Consider the following 20,194-nt stretch of genomic DNA (forward strand, 5'->3'; position numbering starts at 1 on the left):
GGCGAGCTCAGCCGCCGGAATCCTCGATCTCGGCCCCCTCAGGTACCGCCTCGTCGTCCCGGTCGGCGAGCCAGCCCTCCGGCAGCGCGACCTTGCCCGGCGAGTTGGTCCGGCCGCGCGGCTGGCCGAGGATCGCCGTCGGGTACGGCGCGTCCGCGTCCAGCTTGTCCAGCAGGTCGTCCAACTCCGTGAGCGACGAGGCCATCGCCATCGACCGGCGCAGCTCCGAGCCGACCGGGAACCCCTTGAGGTACCAGGCGACGTGCTTGCGGAAGTCGACCACGCCGTCGGCCTCGACACCCATCCACTCGACCAGCAGCCGGGCGTGCCGGCGCATGACGGCGGCGACCTCACCGAGCCGCGGCAGTGCCCGTTCCGACCGGCCGGCCATCGCGGCCGCCAGATCCGCGAACAGCCAGGGCCGGCCCAGGCAGCCGCGCCCGATCACCACGCCGTCGCATCCGGTGTCGCGCATCATCCGCAGCGCGTCATCGGCTTCCCAGATGTCGCCGTTGCCCAGGACCGGAACGTCCAGCGCCTGCTTCAGCGCCGCGATCGCGTCCCAGTCGGCGGAGCCGGAGTATCGCTGGGCCGCCGTACGGGCGTGCAGCGCCACCCAGGTCGCACCGGCGTCCTGCGCGGCCAGGCCGGCCTCCAGGTACGTCAGGTGGTCGTCGTCGATGCCCTTGCGCATCTTCACGGTGACCGGGATGTCGCCGGCGGCGGCGACCGCTTCCGCGACGATGCGGCCGAACAACCGCCGCTTCCAGGGCAGCGCGGATCCGCCGCCTTTGCGGGTGACCCGGGGCACCGGGCAGCCGAAGTTGAGGTCGATGTGGTCGGCCAGGTCCTCGTCGACGATCATCCGTACCGCGGCTGCCGTGGTCTGCGGGTCGACGCCGTAGAGCTGGAGGCTGCGCGGGCGCTCCTCGGCCCCGAAGGCGATCATGCGGAGCGTCTTCGGGTTGCGCTCGACCAGTGCCCGGGTCATCACCATCTCGCAGACGTAGATGCCCGCTCCCTGTTCCCGGCACAGCCGGCGAAAGGCCACGTTGGTGATGCCGGCCATCGGCGCGAGCACCACCGGCGGATCGACCGAGAACGGCCCCAGGCGCAAACCCGATCCCCGCGGATCGCGCTGGTCCTGGGCGGGCTGGTCCTGGGCGCGCTGGTCGTGGGCGGGCTGGTCGTAGGCGGGCTGGTCCTGAGCATGGCGGAAATCCGGCCCGGAGGGGTCCGGGGTCGGGTTCGGGCCGGGAATCGGCCGGGTGAGCGTGCCGGTCACGCCTTCGAGGATCGCACGCCGGCCCGGCACGCCGGCAAGCCGAGGGCGGATGGTGTGCACAGTCACCGGTCCCACGTCGCACCCGACTGGGCGCAGCCGGAGCCGGGTTGTGGCGGAGGCGAGCACAGTCCCACGTCGCACCCGACTGGGCGCAGCCGGAGCCGGGTTGTGGCGGAGGCGAGCACAGTCCCACGTCGCACAGGTTTGGCCTAATGCCCTCCGCCACTGGTCGCTAAACCAGAAAAAGTCAATCAATTTGAATTGTCGATTCAGCCACGACGGAAATCCGACTGAGGTGCGCATTAGTGCGCGTGAGAGCGCTCTCGCAGAATGGTACGGACGTGATTGGCGGGTACCCCTGTGCCAATAATCACGAACGGCGCCAACGCAGTGAGAACTGCCCTAGTGTCCGGCCTTACCTCCGGGGTACCACTTACATAGGGCACGGCGTTCGGAACGCGGGTGAGCCGGTCAAGCCGCTGCGAGGCGGCGGGGCACACCCCTGCCGAGAGAGGTAGGGCGCGACATGGTTGAGAAACTCGTCTACGACTTCGCCGAGGGAAACAAAGACCTGAACGACTTGCTCGGCGGCAAGGGTGCGAATCTCGCCGAGATGACCAATCTCGGCCTTCCGGTACCCCCCGGTTTCACCATCACCACCGACGCCTGCCGGGTGTACCTCGATACCGGCAGCCAACCCCCCGAATTGGCCGCCGAAATCGACGAACACCTTCTGAAGTTGGAAGGCACCATGGGTCGGCAGCTCGGCGACCCGGCCGATCCGCTGCTCGTCTCGGTGCGGTCCGGGGCGAAGTTCTCCATGCCCGGGATGATGGAGACGGTCCTCAACGTCGGCCTGACAGACGAGTCCGTGCACGGCCTGGCCGCGCAGGCCGGCGGCGACGGCGGGGAGCGGTTCGCCTGGGACTCGTACCGGCGACTGATCCAGATGTTCGGCCGGACCGTGTGCGACGTTCCGGCCGAGGCGTTCGAAGAGGCGCTGGACGAGGCGAAGCGCGCCAAGAACGCCGAGTCCGACCTGGACCTGGACGCCGGCGACCTGCGCGGGCTGGTGGCCACGTTCAAGGACGTCTTCGCCCGGCACGCCGGCCGGGACTTCCCGCAGGAGCCCCGCGAGCAACTGGACCTCGCGATCCGTGCCGTGTTCGACTCGTGGAACGCCGAGCGTGCCGTGCTGTACCGGCGCCAGGAGCGCATCCCGTCCGACCTCGGTACGGCGGTCAACGTGGTCGCGATGGTCTTCGGCAACCTGGGTTCGGACTCGGGCACCGGCGTGGCCTTCACCCGCGACCCGGCCAGCGGGCGCCAGGGCGTGTACGGCGACTATCTCGCCAACGCCCAGGGTGAAGACGTGGTGGCCGGCATCCGCAACACCGTGTCGCTGGACGAGCTGGAGCAGCTGGACAAGGCCAGTTTCGACAGCCTGATGCGTGCCATGGAGACCCTGGAGGGGCACTACCGCGACCTGTGTGACATCGAGTTCACCATCGAGCGCGGCAAGCTGTGGCTGCTGCAGACCCGGGTGGGCAAGCGCACCGCCGCGGCGGCCTTCATCATCGCCAGCCAACTGGTCGACGAGGGCGTGATCAGCCTTGACGAGGCGGTACGGCGGGTCACCGGCGACCAGCTCGCCCAGCTGATGTTCCCCACGTTCGACCTGTCGGATGAGCCGGAGCGGTTGGCGCAGGGGATCGGCGCCTCGCCGGGTGCCGCGGTCGGGAAGGTGGTGTTCGCCTCGGCCCGGGCGGTGGAGCTGGCCGGGGCCGGGGAGCGGGTGATCCTGGTACGGCGCGAGACCAACCCCGACGACCTGCCGGGCATCATCGCCTCGCGCGGCATCCTGACCTCCCGGGGCGGCAAGACCAGCCACGCCGCGGTGGTGGCCCGGGGCATGGGCAAGACGTGCGTGTGCGGCGCCGACGCGCTGGACGTGAATGTCGCGAGTGGACAGTTCACTGTGGACGGCACGACGGTGTCCGAGGGCGACGTCATCTCGATCGACGGCACCACCGGCAGGGTCTACCCGGGCGAGATGCCGGTGCAGGACTCGGCCGTGGTGCGGTATTTCGAGACCGGCGAGGTGGGCGACGACGCGCTGGTCGTGGCGGTACACCGGCTGCTGTCGCACGCGGACGAGCGCCGGGTGCTGAAGGTACGCGCGAACGCGGACACTCCCGAGGACGCGGCGCGGGCGCGGCGGTTCGGGGCGCAGGGCATCGGGCTGTGCCGCACCGAGCACATGTTCCTGGGCGAGCGGCGGGAGTTGGTCGAGTCGCTGATCCTCGCCGACACCGACACCGACCGGCAACTGGCGCTGGACGCGCTGCTGCCGTTGCAGCGCAAGGACTTCGAGGGCCTGTTCACCGCGATGGCCGGGCTGCCGGTGACGATCCGGCTGATCGACCCGCCGCTGCACGAGTTCCTGCCGTCGCTGGAGGACCTGTCGGTGCGGGTGGCCCTCGCCGAGGAGCGCGGCGAGGATCCGGGCCGGGACCGCAGGCTGCTGGCCGCGGTGCGCCGGATGCACGAGGAGAACCCGATGCTCGGCCTGCGCGGCGTGCGCCTGGGTTTGGTGATCCCGGGGCTGTTCGCGATGCAGGTGCGGGCGATCGCGGAGGCGGCGGCGTCGGTCGGCCTGGCCGGCGAGGATCCGCATCCGGAGGTCATGGTGCCGCTGGTCGGCGCCGTACAGGAGTTGGAGACGGTGAAGGCCGAGGCGCTGACCGTACTGGACGAGGTGGACAACACCCCGCACACCCTGATCGGGACGATGATCGAGGTGCCCCGGGCGGCGCTGACCGCCGCGCAGATCGCTCAGGCGGCCGAGTTCTTCTCCTTCGGAACCAACGACCTGACCCAGATGGGTTGGGGCTTCTCCCGGGACGACGTGGAGGGCTCGTTCTTCTCGCGGTACCTGGATCTGGGCATCTTCCGGGTGTCCCCGTTCGAGTCGATCGACCGGGACGGTGTGGGCCGCCTGATCACCATCGCGGTGAGCGAGAGCCGGGCGATCCGTCCGGACCTCAAGATCGGAGTGTGCGGCGAGCACGGCGGCGACCCGGACTCGGTGCACTTCTTCCACGAGGTCGGCCTGGATTACGTGTCCTGCTCGCCGTTCCGAGTCCCGGTGGCCCGGCTGGAGGCGGGTCGCGCCGCGATCGAGACGGGGGGATCGGACAGCCGCTGACGGTTGCCAGACACCGGCCCGGCCACCGTCCGGGTGCGTGGCCGGGATGTCCAGCGCGTAACCTGTGCCGGACATCCCGGGTAACGCGGAGGTATGCATGGGCAGCCGGTGGTACTCCGTCGTCGTCGACGCGATGGACCCCAACCGGCTCGCCCGCTGGTGGGCGGAGGTGCTCGACTTCCGGCTGCTGCGCGAGGTCGCCGGGGAGGTGGTCATCGGCCGCGACGGCGGGCCGCGGCTGCTGTTCACTCGGGCGCCGGCCGCGAGACCGGATCGTGGCCGGCTGCACATCGAACTCGACCCGGACGATCGGGACGCCGAGTTGGAGCGGCTGCTGGACATGGGTGCCCGGCACGTGGCCGCGGGGCCGGCCGGCGGAGCCCGCATCGTGCTGGCCGATCCCGAGGGCAACGAGTTCATCATCCTGACGAGGCACGACGGCTGAACCCGCCGCTGCGCTGACCCGAGCGGATCTCTGATTCCGGGCTCCGTCGCCCCAACTACCCCGGGTAACCGCCGGGCGACGGCCGTCGGCTCATGTCAGGCTATCCGGCATGGCGACCGAGAAGGACCTGGCCAGGTCGGTGGAGGAGGAGGAGGAGGCGGCACCGCCCGAGCCGGTGAGCCCCCGTACCGTCTTCCGCTGGGCGGTGGCCGCCAGTCTCGGGGTGGTGGCGGTCTACCTCGCGTACCGCGTGGTGAACGCCGTCCGCGACGTCTTGGTCGAGATCCTCATCGCCGCGTTCATCGCGATCAGCCTCGACCCGCCGGTACGGTGGCTGATCCGGCACGGGATCAAGCGCTCCCGGGCGGTCGCCATCGTCCTGGTCCTCGTCCTGATCGTGGCGGCCGGGCTGCTGATGCTGTTCATCCCGCCGCTGATCCAGCAGGGCGGCAAGCTGACCAGTAGCTTCCCGGACTACCTGAACCACCTGCGGTCCAGCTCACCCGGGCTGCGCAAACTGGAGAACCGGTTTCATCTCCAGGGCACGATCGACGACCTGACCCGGACGCTGCCCGCCCGGCTCGGCCGCCAGGCGCTCGGCTTCACCCAGAAGTTCCTCGGCGCGGTGGTCTCCGCGCTGCTGATCCTGGTGCTGACCATCTACTTCATGGCGGACCTGCCGAGGCTGCGCCGGAGCCTGGTGCGGCTGTTCTCCCGCCGGTACCGGCGGCCGGTCAACGACGCGGTGAACGTGGTCATCGACAAGGTCGGCTCGTACATGATCGGAAATCTGATCATTTCCGGGATCGCCGGCGTTACGTCTCTGGCCGCTCTGGAGGCCCTGCGGATTCCGTTCGCGCTGCCACTGGCCGTGTTCGTCGCGGTCACCGACCTGATCCCGCTCATCGGCGCCGCGCTCGGCGCGCTCGTCGCCGTGATCGTGGCGCTGGCCACCACCGACCTGTGGCCGCACGCGATCCTGCTCGGCCTGTTCTTCCTGCTCTACCAGCAGCTGGAGAACTACCTGGTCGCTCCGAGAGTGCTGCGCAACACGGTGGCCATCCCGGCGCTCGCGGTGCTGCTCGCGGCCCTGCTCGGCGGCACCGTGCTCGGCCTGGTCGGCGCGCTGATCGCGATCCCGCTGGCCGCCGCCGTGAAGGTAATCATGACACCCGTGCTCCGCGCCCGCGATGCGGAGCAGGCCGGGGCTACGCTCGACGCCGATGGCCCACAACGATGACCTGGATCTGGCCGGACCCGCCAGCGGCACCGGCCTCGCCGGTCCGCCCGTCGCGCACGACCCGGACGCCGACGCCGCGTCCCGCTTCGAGCAGGAGCGCTGCGTCGAAGAGCCGCCCAAGGACACCCGTACGCTGCCGGTCGACGGCGAGCGCACCCAGTTCCAACGCGACCGGGCCCGGGTCCTGCACTCGGCCGCGTTCCGCCGGCTGGCCGCCAAGACCCAGGTGCACACGGCCGGCTCGGACGACTTCCTGCGCACCCGGCTGACCCACTCCCTGGAGGTCGCGCAGATCGGCCGGGAGATGGGTGCCCAGCTGGGCTGCGATCCCGACGTCGTGGACACCGCCGGGCTCGCTCACGACCTCGGGCATCCGCCGTTCGGACACAACGGGGAGGCCGCGCTCGACGAGATGGCCCGCGCGTGCGGCGGGTTCGAGGGCAACGCGCAGACCCTGCGGGTGCTCACCCGGCTCGAGGCCAAGGCCGTGGCGCCCGACGGCAGCTCCGCGGGCCTCAACCTCACCCGGGCCTCGCTCGACGCCTGCTGCAAGTACCCGTGGCCGCGGGCCGATGGCATGCGCAAGTTCGGGGTGTACGCCGACGACATGCCGGTCTTCCACTGGCTGCGCACCGGCGTGCCCGATCCGGGCCGGCGCTGCCTGGAGGCCCAGGTCATGGACTGGGCCGACGACGTGGCCTACTCCGTCCACGACGTCGAGGACGGCATCCACGGCGGGTACATCGCGCTGCGCAACCTTCGCGACGACAACGTCGAGCGGGCCGCGCTGTGTGCCGACGTGGCCGGTTCCTACTCGGCCGAGTCGCCGTCCGACCTGGTCGCCGTGCTCGACGAGCTGCTCTCCGACCCGGTGCTCGCCCCGCTCTACCAGTACGACGGCAGCCACCGCGCACTGGTCGCGCTCAAGCAGGTGACCAGCGTGCTGACCGGCAGGTTCGTCGCCGCGGCGGTGGGCGCCACCCGTTCGGCCGCCGGACCCGGCCCGCTGCGCCGGTACGCCGCCGATCTGGTCGTACCGCGATTCACCCGGGCAGAGTGTGCGTTGCTCAAGGGGCTCGCACTGCGGTACGTGATGCGCCGTCCGGGCGCCCGGCCGTGGTATGAGCAGCAGCGGGAGATCCTGACCGGGCTGGTGCACGCGCTGACCCTGCGCGCCCCGCACGGGCTCGACCCGGTGTTCGCTCCGCTCTGGCAGGCCGCTCCGGACGACGCGGCGAGGCTGCGGGTGATCATCGACCAGGTGGCGAGCCTGACAGACCCGGCCGCGATCTCCTGGCACCGCCGTCTGGTCGGGGGCTGACCCGTCCGGCGAAGCCCGCAGGGGAGTGAACCGGATGCCGGAACCGGCGCGTGGGGTTAGGTTGACGTCGGTAGTTCTCTAGATGGAGGTGGCAGCGTGGACGAGCGGGTTTTCGTCATCGTCGGGGCCTCGCTGACCGGCGCGAAAGCAGCCGAAGGTCTGCGTGATGCCGGCTTCGAGGGGAAGATCATGCTGATCGGTGAGGAGATCGAGCGGCCGTACGAGCGGCCTCCGCTGTCCAAGGGCTACCTGCAGGGCAACGACCCGCGCGACGGCGCGTTCGTGCACCCCGAGCAGTGGTACGCCGAGCACGACGTGACCCTGCGGCTGGGCACCCGGGTCACCGCCCTCGACCCCGCCGCGCACTCGCTGACGCTGGACGGCGTCGAGACGGTCGGGTACGACAAGCTCCTGCTGGCCACCGGATCGCGGGTACGCCAGCTGACCGTGCCCGGTGTCGAGCTGAACGGGGTGCGCTACCTGCGCACGATGCCGGAGTCCGACGGGCTCCGGGAGCGGCTGAGCCGGGGCGGCAACGTGGTGGTCATCGGGGCCGGCTGGATCGGGTTGGAGACCGCCGCCGCGGCCCGCGGGTACGGCGCCACGGTGACCGTGGTCGAGCTGGACACGCTGCCGCTGCGCCGCCCGCTCGGCGACGAGCTGGCCGCGTTCTTCGCCGAGCTGCACAAGGCGCACGGCGTCACGCTGCGCTTCGGCGCCGGGGTCCGGGAGTTCCGTGGCTCGGCCGGCACGCTCACCGCCGTGGTGCTGGAGGACGGCACCGAGCTGCCGGCCGACCTGGCCATCGTCGGCGTCGGCATCCAGCCGGCCACCGAGCTGGCGGAGACCTCCGGCCTGACCGTGGACAACGGGATCGTCACGGACGCCGCGCTGCGCACCTCCGACTCGGACGTGTACGCGGCCGGCGACGTCGCCAGCACGCACAACGCTCTGCTGGGCCGGCCGATCCGGGTGGAGCACTGGGCCAACGCGCTCAATGGCGGCGAAGCCGCGGGCCGGTCGATGGCCGGCGAGGACGTGACCTACGACCGGGTGCCGTACTTCTTCACCGACCAGTACGACCTGGGCATGGAGTACTCGGGCTATGTCGAGCCGGGCGGCTACGACCGGATCGTGTACCGCGGTGATCCGTCCTTTGTGGACGGCAAGGTGCCGGAGTTCATCGCGTTCTGGGTCAAGGACGACCGGGTACTGGCCGGGATGAACGTCAACGTCTGGGACGTGACCGACGACGTTCAGGCGCTGATCCGGGCCGGCTATTCGGGCGGAAAAGTGAACCTGGACAAGCTCGCCGATCCGCAGGTGCCGCTGACCGAATTGATCATCTGAACGGGCGAATCCCGCGCGACCGTCCGGCCGATCACACCCGGGCCGAACGGCGTTAACCTGCGATTCTCATCCCGCGATGATCGCGGGTCCACGGGGAATCGGGTGCGAGATGCGAACGAGCCCATTCGTGCGCCGCCGTGCAGTTGCCATGATCGTCGCCGCGTTGGTCGCGGGGACGGTCGGAGCCTTCGCGGCGGCGCAGCCGGCAGCGGCCGGACACAACAACCAGTACGCGCAACAGACCTCGTTGCGGTACACCGACTCGCGTGACGTCCACGCCAGCAACACTCCGGACGGCGACATCCCGGTCGGTGCCTGGCGCGACGCGAACGGAACGCAGCACATCTCCAGGGTCTACGCGGCCTTCGACATCTCGTCGTTCGCCAGCAAGAAGCTCTACACGGCCACACTGTTCACGCGGGAGTCGCAGGCGACCGACTGCGCCGACCGGGCCATCCAGGTGTGGAAGACCGCGCCGGCCACGAACCCGACCTGGGTCAAGCCGCCGGCCGAACTGGCGCTGGCCGGCACCATCGGCACCACGACCGCCTGCCCCGCCAATCTGCAACTCGATCTGACTTCGCTGGTGCAGCAGGCACTCGCCGCCGGGCAATCCACCCTCAGCCTCGAACTGCGGGTACCCGCTCACGACGAAGGCAAGCTCGACCTCGGTCGCTTCCTCAGCGGGTACTACGGCGTGACGCTGTCGGTGAACTACGACAGCCTGCCCGCCCAACCGACCAAGCTCTACAACGCCGGGCAGGCGTGCGTGGACCAGGCGCCCGGCCCGTACCTGGCCATGCGTCCCGCGTTCGCCGGCCCCGTGCTCTCGGCGCTGTTCCAGGACGCCGACTCCAACGACCGGCTCACCGCGTCGTTCGCCGTCTGGCCGGTGGACCACCCGGACCAGCGAACCGTGTTCAACGCCAACGCGGCGGTGAGCGGCCACTGGAGCAGCGCGCAGGTCCCGGCCGGGGCGCTCGCCGACAACACCGCCTACGCGTGGCAGGCGACCCTCAACGACGACAGCGAGACGTCGGCCCCGTCCACGACCTGTTACTTCACGACCGACGCGACGGCGCCGGGCCAGCCGACGGTCAGCTCGTCGAACTACCCGGAGTCGACCTTCGTCGACGGCGGCACACCGGCACACTTCACCTTCGACGCCAACGGCGCGCCGGACGTGGCCGGGTTCCAATACTCGTGGAACGACCTGAGCGTCAACTGCGGGTACACCACCAGCCCCGACGGCGAGCCACAGTGGAGGGACCCGTACACGCTGCCCGGGATGGTGCGCGCCGACGCCCTCGGCGGATCCGCGACGGTCGACCTCTCACCGCCCAACGCCGGGCCCAACAGGCTCTACGTGCAGAGCGTCGACCGCGCCTGCAACGTCTCCGAAGAGTTCACCTACGAGGTGTACGTCAACGACACCTCGCCCACCATCACCGCGTCCGGTACGCCGGCGGTCGGTCAGCCGCTGACGCTCACCCTCACCCCGAACCCGGCGGTGACGCAGGTGCTCAACTACACGTACCAGGTGAACAACAGCGCCACGCAAACGGTCGCGGCGCAGCCGGACGGCTCGGCGACCATCACGGTCACTCCGCAGAACTATGGCCAGTTCACGGTTCAGGCGGCCAGCCACAGCGCCAACGGCTGGGTGAGCCCGCTGGCGAGGTACTCGACGTCCCTCACCAACGCGCCCACGGTGACCTCGGACATCTACCCGGACTACTTCGCCACCAATGAGAGCGGCGGTGGCGTCGGGGTCACCGGGCACTTCACGTTCGACTCGCCGCTGTCCGGCATCGCGGGCTACCAGTACTGGATCGACTGGAACGAGAGCTTCACGGTGCCCGTCGGACCGGACGGCACGGCAACGGTCTCGTATACGCCGGACTACGACGGTCTCCACGAACTGGACGTGTTCGCGGTCGACCAGAACGGCAGCGTGGTGTCCGATCCGGGTACGTACTACTTCAACGTCAACTCCGACTGACGCGTCGGAGCTCACTCGGGCGGGTGCCGGCTTCGGCCGGTACCCGCCCTTCTTCGCGGCCGGTTACCAAGTCGCGTCGAACTCCGCGAGCGCGGTGGCATCGTCGCCGGTCAACGAGGCATGCCAGTCGGCGGCGGCAGCGAGCCGGCGGCGGTCGAGGGATTCGCGGTTCGGGGTCGCTGTGCCAGGAGCCCGGCTTTCTCCGTCGGCAGCCGGTGCAGGTTCACAGCCGGAACGTCGCTGGTGGTTATGCATACGGCACCTGGGCTCGCTACGCGACCTTCAATTGCTCATCGCCAAAGTCTGCGATCAGTTTCAGCGTGCCGCCGAGCGCCGCGATGTACCGCGTCAGCACGTCCTGTGTCGATACGTCGCCCGCCTCGATCTGTGAGACGCGAGACATCGACACACCCATGCGGTCGGCGACCTGTTCCTGGATCAGGCCCCGGCCCTTGCGCATGTCGGCGAGCCGCCACCCACGCGCCTCGTCGAGCATGCGTCCGATCGCGGAGTCGAAGGCTTCCTTACCACCTGCGGTCTCGATCGCCTTGTCGAGGTTGTCGGTGTCTCGCCAGCGTTTCATGCGGTCACCGTACCCACGAGAGGGCGCCCTCGGGTTAAGAATATTCTGAACCTGACGGAGCGAGACGAACATGGGACCGCGGGGTGGGATGCGGTCAGGCGGCCCAGGGGAACGGGGCCAGGTCGGGAGTCGTCCAGGAGCGCCGGGCCGCGTCCGCCGCCAGCGTGCTCGACCGGTAGTGCCGGGCCAGCAGGCGCTTGTTCAGCAGCTCCGGACAGCGCCCGGCGAAGGCGTCGAAGTCTGTGTCCCCGGCGGCGACGTGGTGCGCGACCAGCTCCACCCAGGCCCGCGACACCGTGTGGTGGTACTTCTGCGGCGCCCGCTCGTAGACCGTGACCTGGCGGATCCACCCGCAGACCTTCTCGGTCGCGTCCGGCATGCCATAGCGCCGCACGGCGAGGAATGCGAGGTGAATGTGTTGCCGGTGCCCGAACCGGCCGTCCGGGCCGGTGATGTCGCGCAGGATCGCGGTCAGCTCCGGGTCGACTCCACCGTGGGCCGGCGTCTGCGGGTGGTGAGCGGACATCACCGGACCTCCTGAAGCGCGCTGACGACGGCGTGGTACCCGGCGAGCTGGTCGGCGGACAGTCCGGCCAGCGCGTCGTGTTCGAGCCCGGTGACCGCGTCGCGGACCCGGGCGGCCACCGCCTGGCCCGAGTCCGTCAGGCACAGCCGGAACGAGCGGCGGTCCGCCGGATCGAGCTGCCGGGTGAGGTGCCCACGCCGCTCCAGCCGGTCCAGCACGCCGGTGAGGGTGGTCGCCCGGGTGCCCGTGTCGGCGGCCAGCTCGCGCACGCTGCGCGCCCTGCCGTCGCTCAGGTTCGCCAGAGTGTTGATCTCCGATGGGGTGAGGTCGAGGTCGGCGAGCGCCGCGGCCAGCACGTGCAGTGTGCGGTGGGTCGCCCGTTGAAGGGGGAGCAGCACCGAGGTTAGTCCGGACTTGGATATCACGGAAATGAACTATACGGTACCGGTGTACTCCGCCGCCAGGCGCTTCGGGGCGCGAGCCAGCCACGCCTCGACGATGAGCTCTTCCAGCTCCGGTACCGGGATCCGGTCCAGGCGCACGAGCACGGCCGGGTACCCGTTGAAGTGCGGCGTGGTGAAGTACACGGATTCGTCGTCGGCGATCAGCGCCTCCTTGGCACCCAGGTCGGGCACCCGGGCGGCCAGGACCGGCCCGGTCGGCGCGGAGGTGCCGAGCGCTTCGAGGTCTCCGCGCCGCAGCGGCCGCTCCCAGACGAATCCCTTGTCCTTGACCCGCCACTGGGCGGTTCCCTCACGCGATGCCTGTTCGGTCGTCTCCGGTAGCGCCAGCGCGATCTGGCGCACGTCGTCCCAGGTGGCCATGCCCTCACTCTATGGCGGCCGGCCGGCGCCCAGGGTACGAGCGGAAATATGCCTCAAGCCGGCAGCCGCCGCGGCTGGTCGCCACGGCGGCTGCTCGTGCGGTGTCGTCTCGCGCGCTATTTCACGGTGAAGGTGACCTGGAGGCGCGAGTCGCGGGAGGACGAGCCGACGGAGACCGTGCGGCTGCCCGTTCCGAGCGTCCACTTTCCGGCCGTGGTGGACCAGGACGACAGTTGCTCCGCGGTCGCGTGCACGGTGACGGACTGCGACGCGCCGGGCGCGAGGGTCACCCGGTCAAACCCGATCAGCTTGCGTACCGCCTGCTGGACGCTCGACGGCAGGTCCGGCGATGCGCCGAGGTAGACCTGCGGACTCTCCGAACCCTTGCGGGAACCGGTGTTCTTCACGGTGAAGCTCACATCGATCCCGCCGGCCTTGTCGGCGCTGACCTTCAGCTTGGAGTAGCCGAAACTGGTGTAGGACAGCCCGTACCCGAACGGGAAAAGCGGCGTGACGCCCTTCGCGTCGTACCAGCGGTAGCCCTCGTCGATCCCGTTGACCGCCATGCCGGTGATGGTCCGGTAGCTGGCGGTCGCGCCGGCGAGGTACTTGCTCGGTCCCGCGACGCCCGGGTACAGCGGGCAGTTACCGGTCGCCGAGGTGTCCGTGCAGTTCGGGTCGTACATCGGTTGCTGGTCGGCGGTTGCTGGGAAGGTGATGGGCAGCTTGCCGCCCGGGTTCGCCTTGCCGAACAGCACGTCGGCGGTCGCCTTGCCGCCTTCTTGGCCCGGGTACCACATCTCCAGGATGCCCTTGACCGACGTGGCCCACGGCATCAGGACGGCGTCTCCGGTGTTGAGCACGACGACCGTGTTCGGGTTCGCCGCCGCGACCGCGCTGATCAGGCTGTTCTGGTAGCCCGGCAGGGTCAGCCCGGTGGCCTGGTCGGAGCCGCCCCGGTCGGAGCCCTCCTGGCCGTCGTCGTAGGCGAACACCACGACCTTCTTGGCGCTCTTCGCCGCGGTGACGGCGTTGTTGATCGCGGTGGTCTGGTTGTCCGGCGGCACCCAACGCAGCTGGACCTGGGTGGGCTGGGTACCGGCCGTCACCCGCAGGTCCAGGTGGAGCTGCTGGCCGGGGGTGAGGGTGACCGAGTAGCTGGCCTGCTGCAGCGCCGGGTTCGCCGGGTCGTGCGAGCGGGCGGCCTCGGCCAGGCCGGCGTACGAGGAGGACGGGGCGGCCGGGTACGCCGCGACGTTGATCCGGCGCTGGGTGGTGGTCAGGCCGTCGACGAACAACTGCGAGCCGGCCTGGTTCTGCACGAATACCTTGAGCTGCCAGCCGGTACCGCCCGGGTTGCTCGGCGCGGTGAGCAGGCCGGACCAGCGCCACGCCGTACCGGCCGGCAGGGTGGACGATCCGGTGTAGTTCACGGTCGGGTCGAGCCGGTCGGGAGCCGCGTCGCTGCCGGTGTAGAGCACCGGCTGCGCCCCGGAGGCGACGGCCGACGTGGTGATCTGCTGGCGCACCAGGCCGGGCTGGCCGGCGAAGGCCGCGTCGGCCGGGGTCAGCGTCCAGTTCGGGTACGCGTCGGCCGGGTTCGGGGCGGTCAGCGCAGTGGACGGGACGACCGTGCCGTCGAGGTCGTACCCGGGTTGGTAGGACAGCGCGGCGCCGGAGCCGGCCTGGGCCGCCAGAGCCGAGTACGGGCTGGCGGAGCCGTCGTACGGGGTCACGTGGGCGCTACCGCCGCCGCCGTAGTACGACGCGATGGCGGTCGGGCCCATCACCACGACCCCACCCGCCTTGGCCTTCAGGTCGGCGTTGGTCAGCGGCAGGATCTGGTCGCCGTTCTTCAGCAGGGTCGCGCTGTCCTCGGCGATGGACTGGGCGCTGGCGGCCGCCGAGTCCTTGAGGTTGGCCAGGTCGGGTCGCGCCGGTACCCACGGGGTGGGCGTACCGGTGAAGTGCGACCCGTACTGGGTGCCCTCCAACAGGTCGGCCTGGTTCATCGTGGACAGGATGTGGAACACGGCGGTGTCCAGCGCCTGCTTCCACTGTGCGCCGGAGATCGCCGGGTAGGCCGGGTAGTCGGCGGTGGCCGCCACGGCCGGGGTACCGTTCGCCACCGCCGCGGCCAGGGTCGCGTCGGAGAAGAACGAGGGGCTGGGCTGCTGGATGTCCGTACCGTTGACCAGGTCGGTCGTCTGGTGCACGGCGCCCCAGTCGGACTGCACGAAGCCGGTGAACGCCAGCTGCTGGCGCAGGATCGTGATCAGGGTGTCGTTGTCGCCGCACCCGGTGAGGTCGTTGATCCGGTTGTACGAGCACATGACGGAGCCGGCGCCGGCCCGGATGCCCGCCTCGAACGCGACCAACTCGGTCTCGTGCAGCGTCTGGTCGTCGATGGTGACACTGGTCGAGTTGCGCCCGTTCTCGAAGTCGTTCTCGATGTAGTGCTTCAGCTCGGTGACCAGTCCCTGGCTTTGCGCGCCGGTGACCTCACCGGCGGCCAACTGGCCGGCGAGGTACGGGTCCTCGCCCAGGGTCTCGAAGTTGCGCCCGCCGGTCGGGTAGTTCACCTCGTTGATCATCGGGCCGAGCCACACGTCCTCACCGGTCGCGCGTCCCGCTGCGCCCACCGTCCGGCCGAACGTCGCGGCCGCCGCGGTGTCGAACGACGCGGCCAGGCCGACCGGCGCCGGCATCGCCGTCTCGACGTGACTGAGCCGGATGCCGGCCGGACCGTCGGTCATCCGCAGCGGGGGGATGCCCAGGCGTGGTACGCCGGGGATCCAGCCGGCCTGGCCGACGCAGCCGAGCGGGAGCGTGGTCGCGCAGGTGGTGTCGGACGAGCCGTGCACCATGCCGGTCTCTTCCGGCAGGGTCAACTGCGAGACCAGCTTGAGCATGTCGGAGTCGGTGAGGGTGCCCTGGCCCCAGGCCGAGCCGGCCTGCGAGCTGGCGGCGGCCGAGTTGAGCGTGGGGACCATCGCGGACACGACGACCAGGCACGCGGCGGCGATTCCGGCACGCCGTAGCCGCCCTGGTCGCGGTGAGCGGCGGAGGGGAGGTGGTGACGCGGAGGTTGTCTGAGTGGAAGACACGGTCGGTTCTCCCTATGGTCGATGCGGAGCCGGGGGCTCCGCGAATTCAGGGCCGCCAGGCTCGCCCGGTTTGTGGGTGAGCCGGGTCAAGCGGTCCCGGGGGAACGGGTGCGGACGGCGCCAGGGCCATACCGCGCAGGCCGGGGCCGGGGCCGGGCAGTGGTCTGGGCCGGGCAGTGGTCTGGGCTGGGCAGTGGTCTGGGGGCGGGTCCGACACTGGCTGGGGGTGGGCCGTCCCGGGTGCGGGCACACCCGGTGACCAACGGTCGACCGGCGGCGGATCAGGCGAGGTGCCCGGCGATACCGGGCTGGAACATCGCACCGCTGGTGCCTCGCCGACCTGGCCGGAGGTGCGACGAAGCTTTGTTGTGTGCCAGAACATATTGCGATCGATTGCCTCAGCGCAAGTATTCGAGAGAGTTAGATTTGTTGTTGCGGGTAACAATTCCGCAACGCGTCCGTAACCGGCAGATCGGGCTTTCTCGTGGCGGAGCGTGCCTTGACCCGAAACTCAGCGGCGGCATAGCGTCGATCGGGTCCGGGGCGCCGCTCCGGGCTTGAAATTCGGCACTCGGGTCGGCCGGACCGGAGGGCCACCCAGTTGTTCGTGCCTCGACCGGGCAAGTCGAGGCCGGGCGCTGGCTGGCCGCGGGTCCGTGGCCTGCCCGGCGGAACTCGGGCGAGTGCCGGACCGGCGCGTACCCGCGGCCAGGCTCACCCCAACGTGTTCTCGGGGGGCGCGGCCGGAGCCGGTTTGTGGGGGAGCCGGTCTTGTGGGGGGCCGGTCTTGTGGCGGGCGAGCACCCCCGACGTCACCCCTCGGCGACGCCGGGCAACTCGCGCCAGGTGTCGACGGTCGCTGCCAGGCCCGCCCGGTACGCCTCGTCGAAACCGGTATCACCGAGCGCGTCCCGGGCCGCCGCGGCCACCCTTTCATCGTCCACAATGGACAGATCGCGGATCCCCCGTACCCCGGCGCTGGCGCCGAGCAGCGTAGCGGCCGTGACGGGGTCGCCGCCGTACAGGGAGAGGTCGGCACCGGCGACGAGGACCACCCCGGTCACCGGGGCGTCGACCGAGCTGGTCGCCGCGGCCACCGCCTCCGCGTACCGGGCCCGGGCGGCGGGCAGGTCCCCGTCGGCCAGGGCGAGGTGGGTCCGGGCGGCGGCGATCACCGCGCGCAGCTGGGGGGCAACGGTGCGGTTCCCGGCGAACCGCGCCGCGTTGGCCAGCTCGGACCGGGCCAGCGGCAGGTCCCCGTCGAGCCGGGCCAGGTCGCCGGTCACGTGCCCGGCCATTCCCCGGGGCTCGGGCAGGCCGAGGCGCTGTGCGTTGCGCCGCGCCCGGGCCAGTTGCTCGCGCGCCCCGTCCCGGTCACCCCGCAGCCACAGGGCGCGGGCCAACTGGGTCAGGGACTGGACCTCCTCCTCGGGACCGCCCAACTCGGCGATCGCCGCCACCGCCTGCCTCCAGCAGGCCGTCGCCTCCGCGAAGTCGCCCCGCCACAGGGCGAAGGTCCCCAGGGTGCCGGTGGCGAACGAGATGCCCCACCGTTCGCCCAGCGCGCGGTACCGCTCCAGCGCGGCACGGATGTCGGCCTCCGCGTCGATGTGCGAGTGACCGTAGTTCAGCGCGAGATGTGCCCGGATCATCAGGGCGGTCCCGCCGAGCCACGGAAACGGGTCGTCCACCAGCGCGTCCAGGGCCGCCACGGACGTCGGCCTGCCAGCCTCCCACGAGTTCTCGAACACGTGCGCCAGCGGGCCGATCAGCCGGATCAACGGGTGCCCCGGATCCGGTATCCGTTCGGCCAGCCGCCCGGCCTCCCGGAACCAGCCCAGTGCTGCCTCCGCGCTGTACCGGCTGTCCACGGCCAGCAGGGCACCCAGCGTGTACGCGGCGACCCGGGACTCCTCGGGTACCGCGTCGGGCTTCTCCTCGGCCGGGCCGGGAAGCGACAGTACCGCGCTGGACAGCTCGGCGCCCTCGATCTTGTGCCCGCGCAACCACCAGTACAGGCCGAGCGAAGCGACGAACCGGTACGCGCTGCGCGTGTCGCCGGCCGCGACCGTGCCGCGTACCGCGGCCTGCAGGTTGTCGTGGTCGGCACTCAGCCGGGCCAACCACGCCAACTGTTCGGCGGTCAGCAGGTGATGCTCGGCGTTCTCGGCCAGTTCCAGGAAGTATCCGGCGTGGGCCCGCTGTGCCGCGTCCAGCTCGCCCGCCTCGACCAGCCGGTCGTGACCGTACGCCTTGATGATCTCCAGCATCTGGTACCGCGGCGTCCCGGTGTCCTCGCGCATCTCCAGCAGTGACTTGTCCACCAGCGCGGCCAGCAGGTCGAGCACCCGGTCGGTGGCGACCAGGTCGTCGGCGCAGACCCGCTCGACGGCCTCCAGCGTCGCGCCGCCGGCGAACACCGACAGCCGCCGCCACAGCGTCCGCTCCGCGTCGTCGAGCAGATCCCAGCTCCATCCCACGACGGCGGCGAGCGTCTGGTGGCGGGCCAGTGCGGTGCGGTTGCCGCCGGTCAGCAACCGGAACCGGTCGTCGAGGCGGGACGCGACCTGCTCCGGCGTCATGGCGTTCAACCTGGCCGCGGCCAGCTCGATCGCCAGCGGCATCCCGTCCAGCGCTCGGCAGATGCGGGTCACCGCCAGCGCGTTGCCGGCGTTGACCTCGAATCCGGGCCGCACCGCCCGGGCCCGCTGGGCGAGCAGGCGCACCGACGCGTACCCAGTCACCAGCGCCGGCTGCGCGGACTCCGGTGGCAGGGCCAACGGCTGCACCGGGCGGAGCATCTCGCCGCCGATGCTCAACGGTTCCCGGCTGGTGGCCAGGAGCGTCACCCGGGGGCAGTCGCTCAGGATGCGATCGGCCAGCGTCGCCGCGGCGTCGATGAGGTGCTCGCAGTTGTCGAGTACGAGCAGGGCATGTTTGTCCGACAGCGCGGCGACCAGCCGGTCGACCGGATCGCCGGACTCCTCGACCGGGGCCACCATGCGTGATCCCGCGCCGCGGGCGAGCTGCCGCAGTCCGAGCGCGTCGAGCGTGGCCGGGGCGACCTCGGCGGGGTCGGTGACCGGGGCCAACTCCACCAGCCACACGCCGTCCGGCATGGCGTCCAGTTGCCCGCGGGCCGCGGCGCTGGCCAACCGGGTCTTGCCCGCGCCGCCCGGCCCGGTCAGCGTGGTCATCCGGTGGGCGCGCAACAGCTTGCCGACCTGGGCGAGGTCGTCTTCCCGCCCGATCAGGTCGGTGCGTTCGGCGCGAAGGTTGGTCCTGGCCGGCTCTCCGGCCGCGACGGCCGCGCCCGGCTCCGCGCCGGAGCCCGGCCCGGCGGGCCGCACCGCCCGCCCGGCCTCCGGTTCGGGACGCGACATCGCCCGGCCGGCAGCGGATTGCGGCACCGTCCGGCCGGCCTCGGGCTGGGGGCGTGGCACCGCGGGGCTGGCCGCCGGCTGGGAGCGCGGCGCTGTGGGCCGGCCAGCCTCCGCCTGCGGGCGCGGCACCGCCCGGGCCGTGTCCGGCTCGGCGCGCAGCATCGCCACATGCAGCGAGGCCAGTTCGGCGGAGGGCTGCACCCCCAACTGATCGACGATCCGGCGGCGGGTCCGCTCGTACACCTCCAGCGCCTCGGCGCGCCTGCCGGCCGCATCCAGCGCCCGGATGAACAGGGCGACCAGGGGCTCCCGGAGCGGGTGCGCGGCGACCAGACCGTCCAGCTCCGCGACCAGCCCGGCATCCGAACCGAGCCGCAGATCGGCGTCGACCCGATCCTGGATCGCGGTCAGCCGGAGCTCGTCCAGCCGCACGATGGTCGCCCGGGCGAAGTCGGCGCGGGCGACGTCGGCCAGCGCCGGCCCGCGCCACAGCGCCAGTGCCTCGCGCAGCATGGCGGCCGCGTCGGCCGGATCGTCTCGCAGGCGGGACCGCCCGGCCGCGGCGAGCCGCTCGAACCGGACGAGGTCCACCCGGTCGGGTTCGAGGTCGAGCTGGTACCCGCCCGGCTGCGGTACCACGACGATCCCGGGTACGGCCCGCCGCAGCCGGGACACGAGCGTCTGGAGGGCGTTGCCCGCCCCGGCCGGCGGCTGGTCGCCCCACAGCGCCTCGACGAGCCGGTCGGTGCCGACGACCCGGGACGGGGCGAGCGCGAGCAGGATCAGCAGTGCGCGCAGGCGGGCACCGGCGACCGGTACCAGTTCACCGGCGCCGGTACGGACCTCCAGCGGACCGAGCGCGCCAACCTGCACGCCCCCGATTCTGCCCGGTTGCCCGCGCACACCGGGGCGCGCCGTTA

The 20,194-nt window shown here is 71.2% G+C and carries 13 protein-coding genes; 6 read left to right on the forward strand and 7 right to left on the reverse strand.

Annotated elements, in window-relative coordinates; all coding sequences use genetic code 11:
• Nucleotides 1-7 precede the first annotated feature (7 nt).
• On the reverse strand, nt 8-1,117 hold the full coding sequence (gene dusB / locus Raf01_RS43585; RefSeq protein ID WP_275413192.1) for a tRNA dihydrouridine synthase DusB: 1,110 nt from the start codon (nt 1,115-1,117) through the stop codon (nt 8-10).
• Between the two features lie 694 nt (nt 1,118-1,811).
• Here dusB and ppdK point away from each other — a divergent pair.
• From ppdK to Raf01_RS43615, 6 genes are all read left to right on the forward strand, one after another.
• On the forward strand, nt 1,812-4,493 hold the full coding sequence (gene ppdK / locus Raf01_RS43590; protein ID WP_203924029.1) for a pyruvate, phosphate dikinase: 2,682 nt from the start codon (nt 1,812-1,814) through the stop codon (nt 4,491-4,493).
• A 97-nt stretch (nt 4,494-4,590) separates the two neighbouring features.
• On the forward strand, nt 4,591-4,938 hold the full coding sequence (locus Raf01_RS43595) for a VOC family protein (protein ID WP_203924030.1): 348 nt from the start codon (nt 4,591-4,593) through the stop codon (nt 4,936-4,938).
• Nucleotides 4,939-5,047: 109 nt separating this feature from the next.
• Entirely contained in the window at nt 5,048-6,178 is a 1,131-nt protein-coding gene (locus tag Raf01_RS43600) for an AI-2E family transporter (protein WP_203924031.1), read from the forward strand.
• The gene (locus Raf01_RS43605) at nt 6,162-7,499 is read left to right on the forward strand and encodes a deoxyguanosinetriphosphate triphosphohydrolase (RefSeq protein ID WP_203924032.1); all 1,338 of its coding nucleotides are present in this window, start codon (nt 6,162-6,164) and stop codon (nt 7,497-7,499) included. The genes Raf01_RS43600 and Raf01_RS43605 overlap by 17 nt, the downstream gene beginning before the upstream one ends.
• A gap of 96 nt (nt 7,500-7,595) precedes the next feature.
• Nucleotides 7,596-8,849 (forward strand): NAD(P)/FAD-dependent oxidoreductase, encoded by a 1,254-nt coding sequence (locus tag Raf01_RS43610; protein ID WP_203924033.1) that lies wholly within the window; start codon nt 7,596-7,598, stop codon nt 8,847-8,849.
• Nucleotides 8,850-8,976: 127 nt separating this feature from the next.
• Nucleotides 8,977-10,851: a hypothetical protein gene (locus tag Raf01_RS43615; protein ID WP_203924034.1), complete on the forward strand. Its 1,875-nt coding sequence runs from the start codon at nt 8,977-8,979 to the stop codon at nt 10,849-10,851.
• Between the two features lie 271 nt (nt 10,852-11,122).
• On the opposite strand, the gene Raf01_RS43620 is transcribed toward Raf01_RS43615, so the two are convergent.
• From Raf01_RS43620 to Raf01_RS43645, 6 genes are all read right to left on the reverse strand, one after another.
• The gene (locus tag Raf01_RS43620) at nt 11,123-11,434 is read right to left on the reverse strand and encodes a helix-turn-helix domain-containing protein (RefSeq protein WP_203924035.1); all 312 of its coding nucleotides are present in this window, start codon (nt 11,432-11,434) and stop codon (nt 11,123-11,125) included.
• A gap of 94 nt (nt 11,435-11,528) precedes the next feature.
• Nucleotides 11,529-11,960, reverse strand: a complete 432-nt coding sequence (locus Raf01_RS43625) for a hypothetical protein (protein WP_239134438.1) — start codon at nt 11,958-11,960, stop codon at nt 11,529-11,531.
• Nucleotides 11,960-12,358, reverse strand: a complete 399-nt coding sequence (locus tag Raf01_RS43630) for a MarR family winged helix-turn-helix transcriptional regulator (protein WP_203924036.1) — start codon at nt 12,356-12,358, stop codon at nt 11,960-11,962. Before Raf01_RS43630 ends, Raf01_RS43625 begins: the two co-directional genes overlap by 1 nt.
• A gap of 36 nt (nt 12,359-12,394) precedes the next feature.
• Nucleotides 12,395-12,784: an MmcQ/YjbR family DNA-binding protein gene (locus Raf01_RS43635; RefSeq protein WP_203924037.1), complete on the reverse strand. Its 390-nt coding sequence runs from the start codon at nt 12,782-12,784 to the stop codon at nt 12,395-12,397.
• A 116-nt stretch (nt 12,785-12,900) separates the two neighbouring features.
• Nucleotides 12,901-15,777, reverse strand: coding sequence for a beta-glucosidase (locus Raf01_RS43640; RefSeq protein ID WP_239134440.1), 2,877 nt, complete (start codon nt 15,775-15,777; stop codon nt 12,901-12,903).
• A 926-nt stretch (nt 15,778-16,703) separates the two neighbouring features.
• On the reverse strand, nt 16,704-20,147 hold the full coding sequence (locus Raf01_RS43645; RefSeq protein WP_203924039.1) for an AfsR/SARP family transcriptional regulator: 3,444 nt from the start codon (nt 20,145-20,147) through the stop codon (nt 16,704-16,706).
• Nucleotides 20,148-20,194: the final 47 nt, after the last annotated feature.

It is taken from the genome of Rugosimonospora africana (assembly GCF_016862975.1).
Taxonomy (GTDB): domain Bacteria; phylum Actinomycetota; class Actinomycetes; order Mycobacteriales; family Micromonosporaceae; genus Rugosimonospora; species Rugosimonospora africana.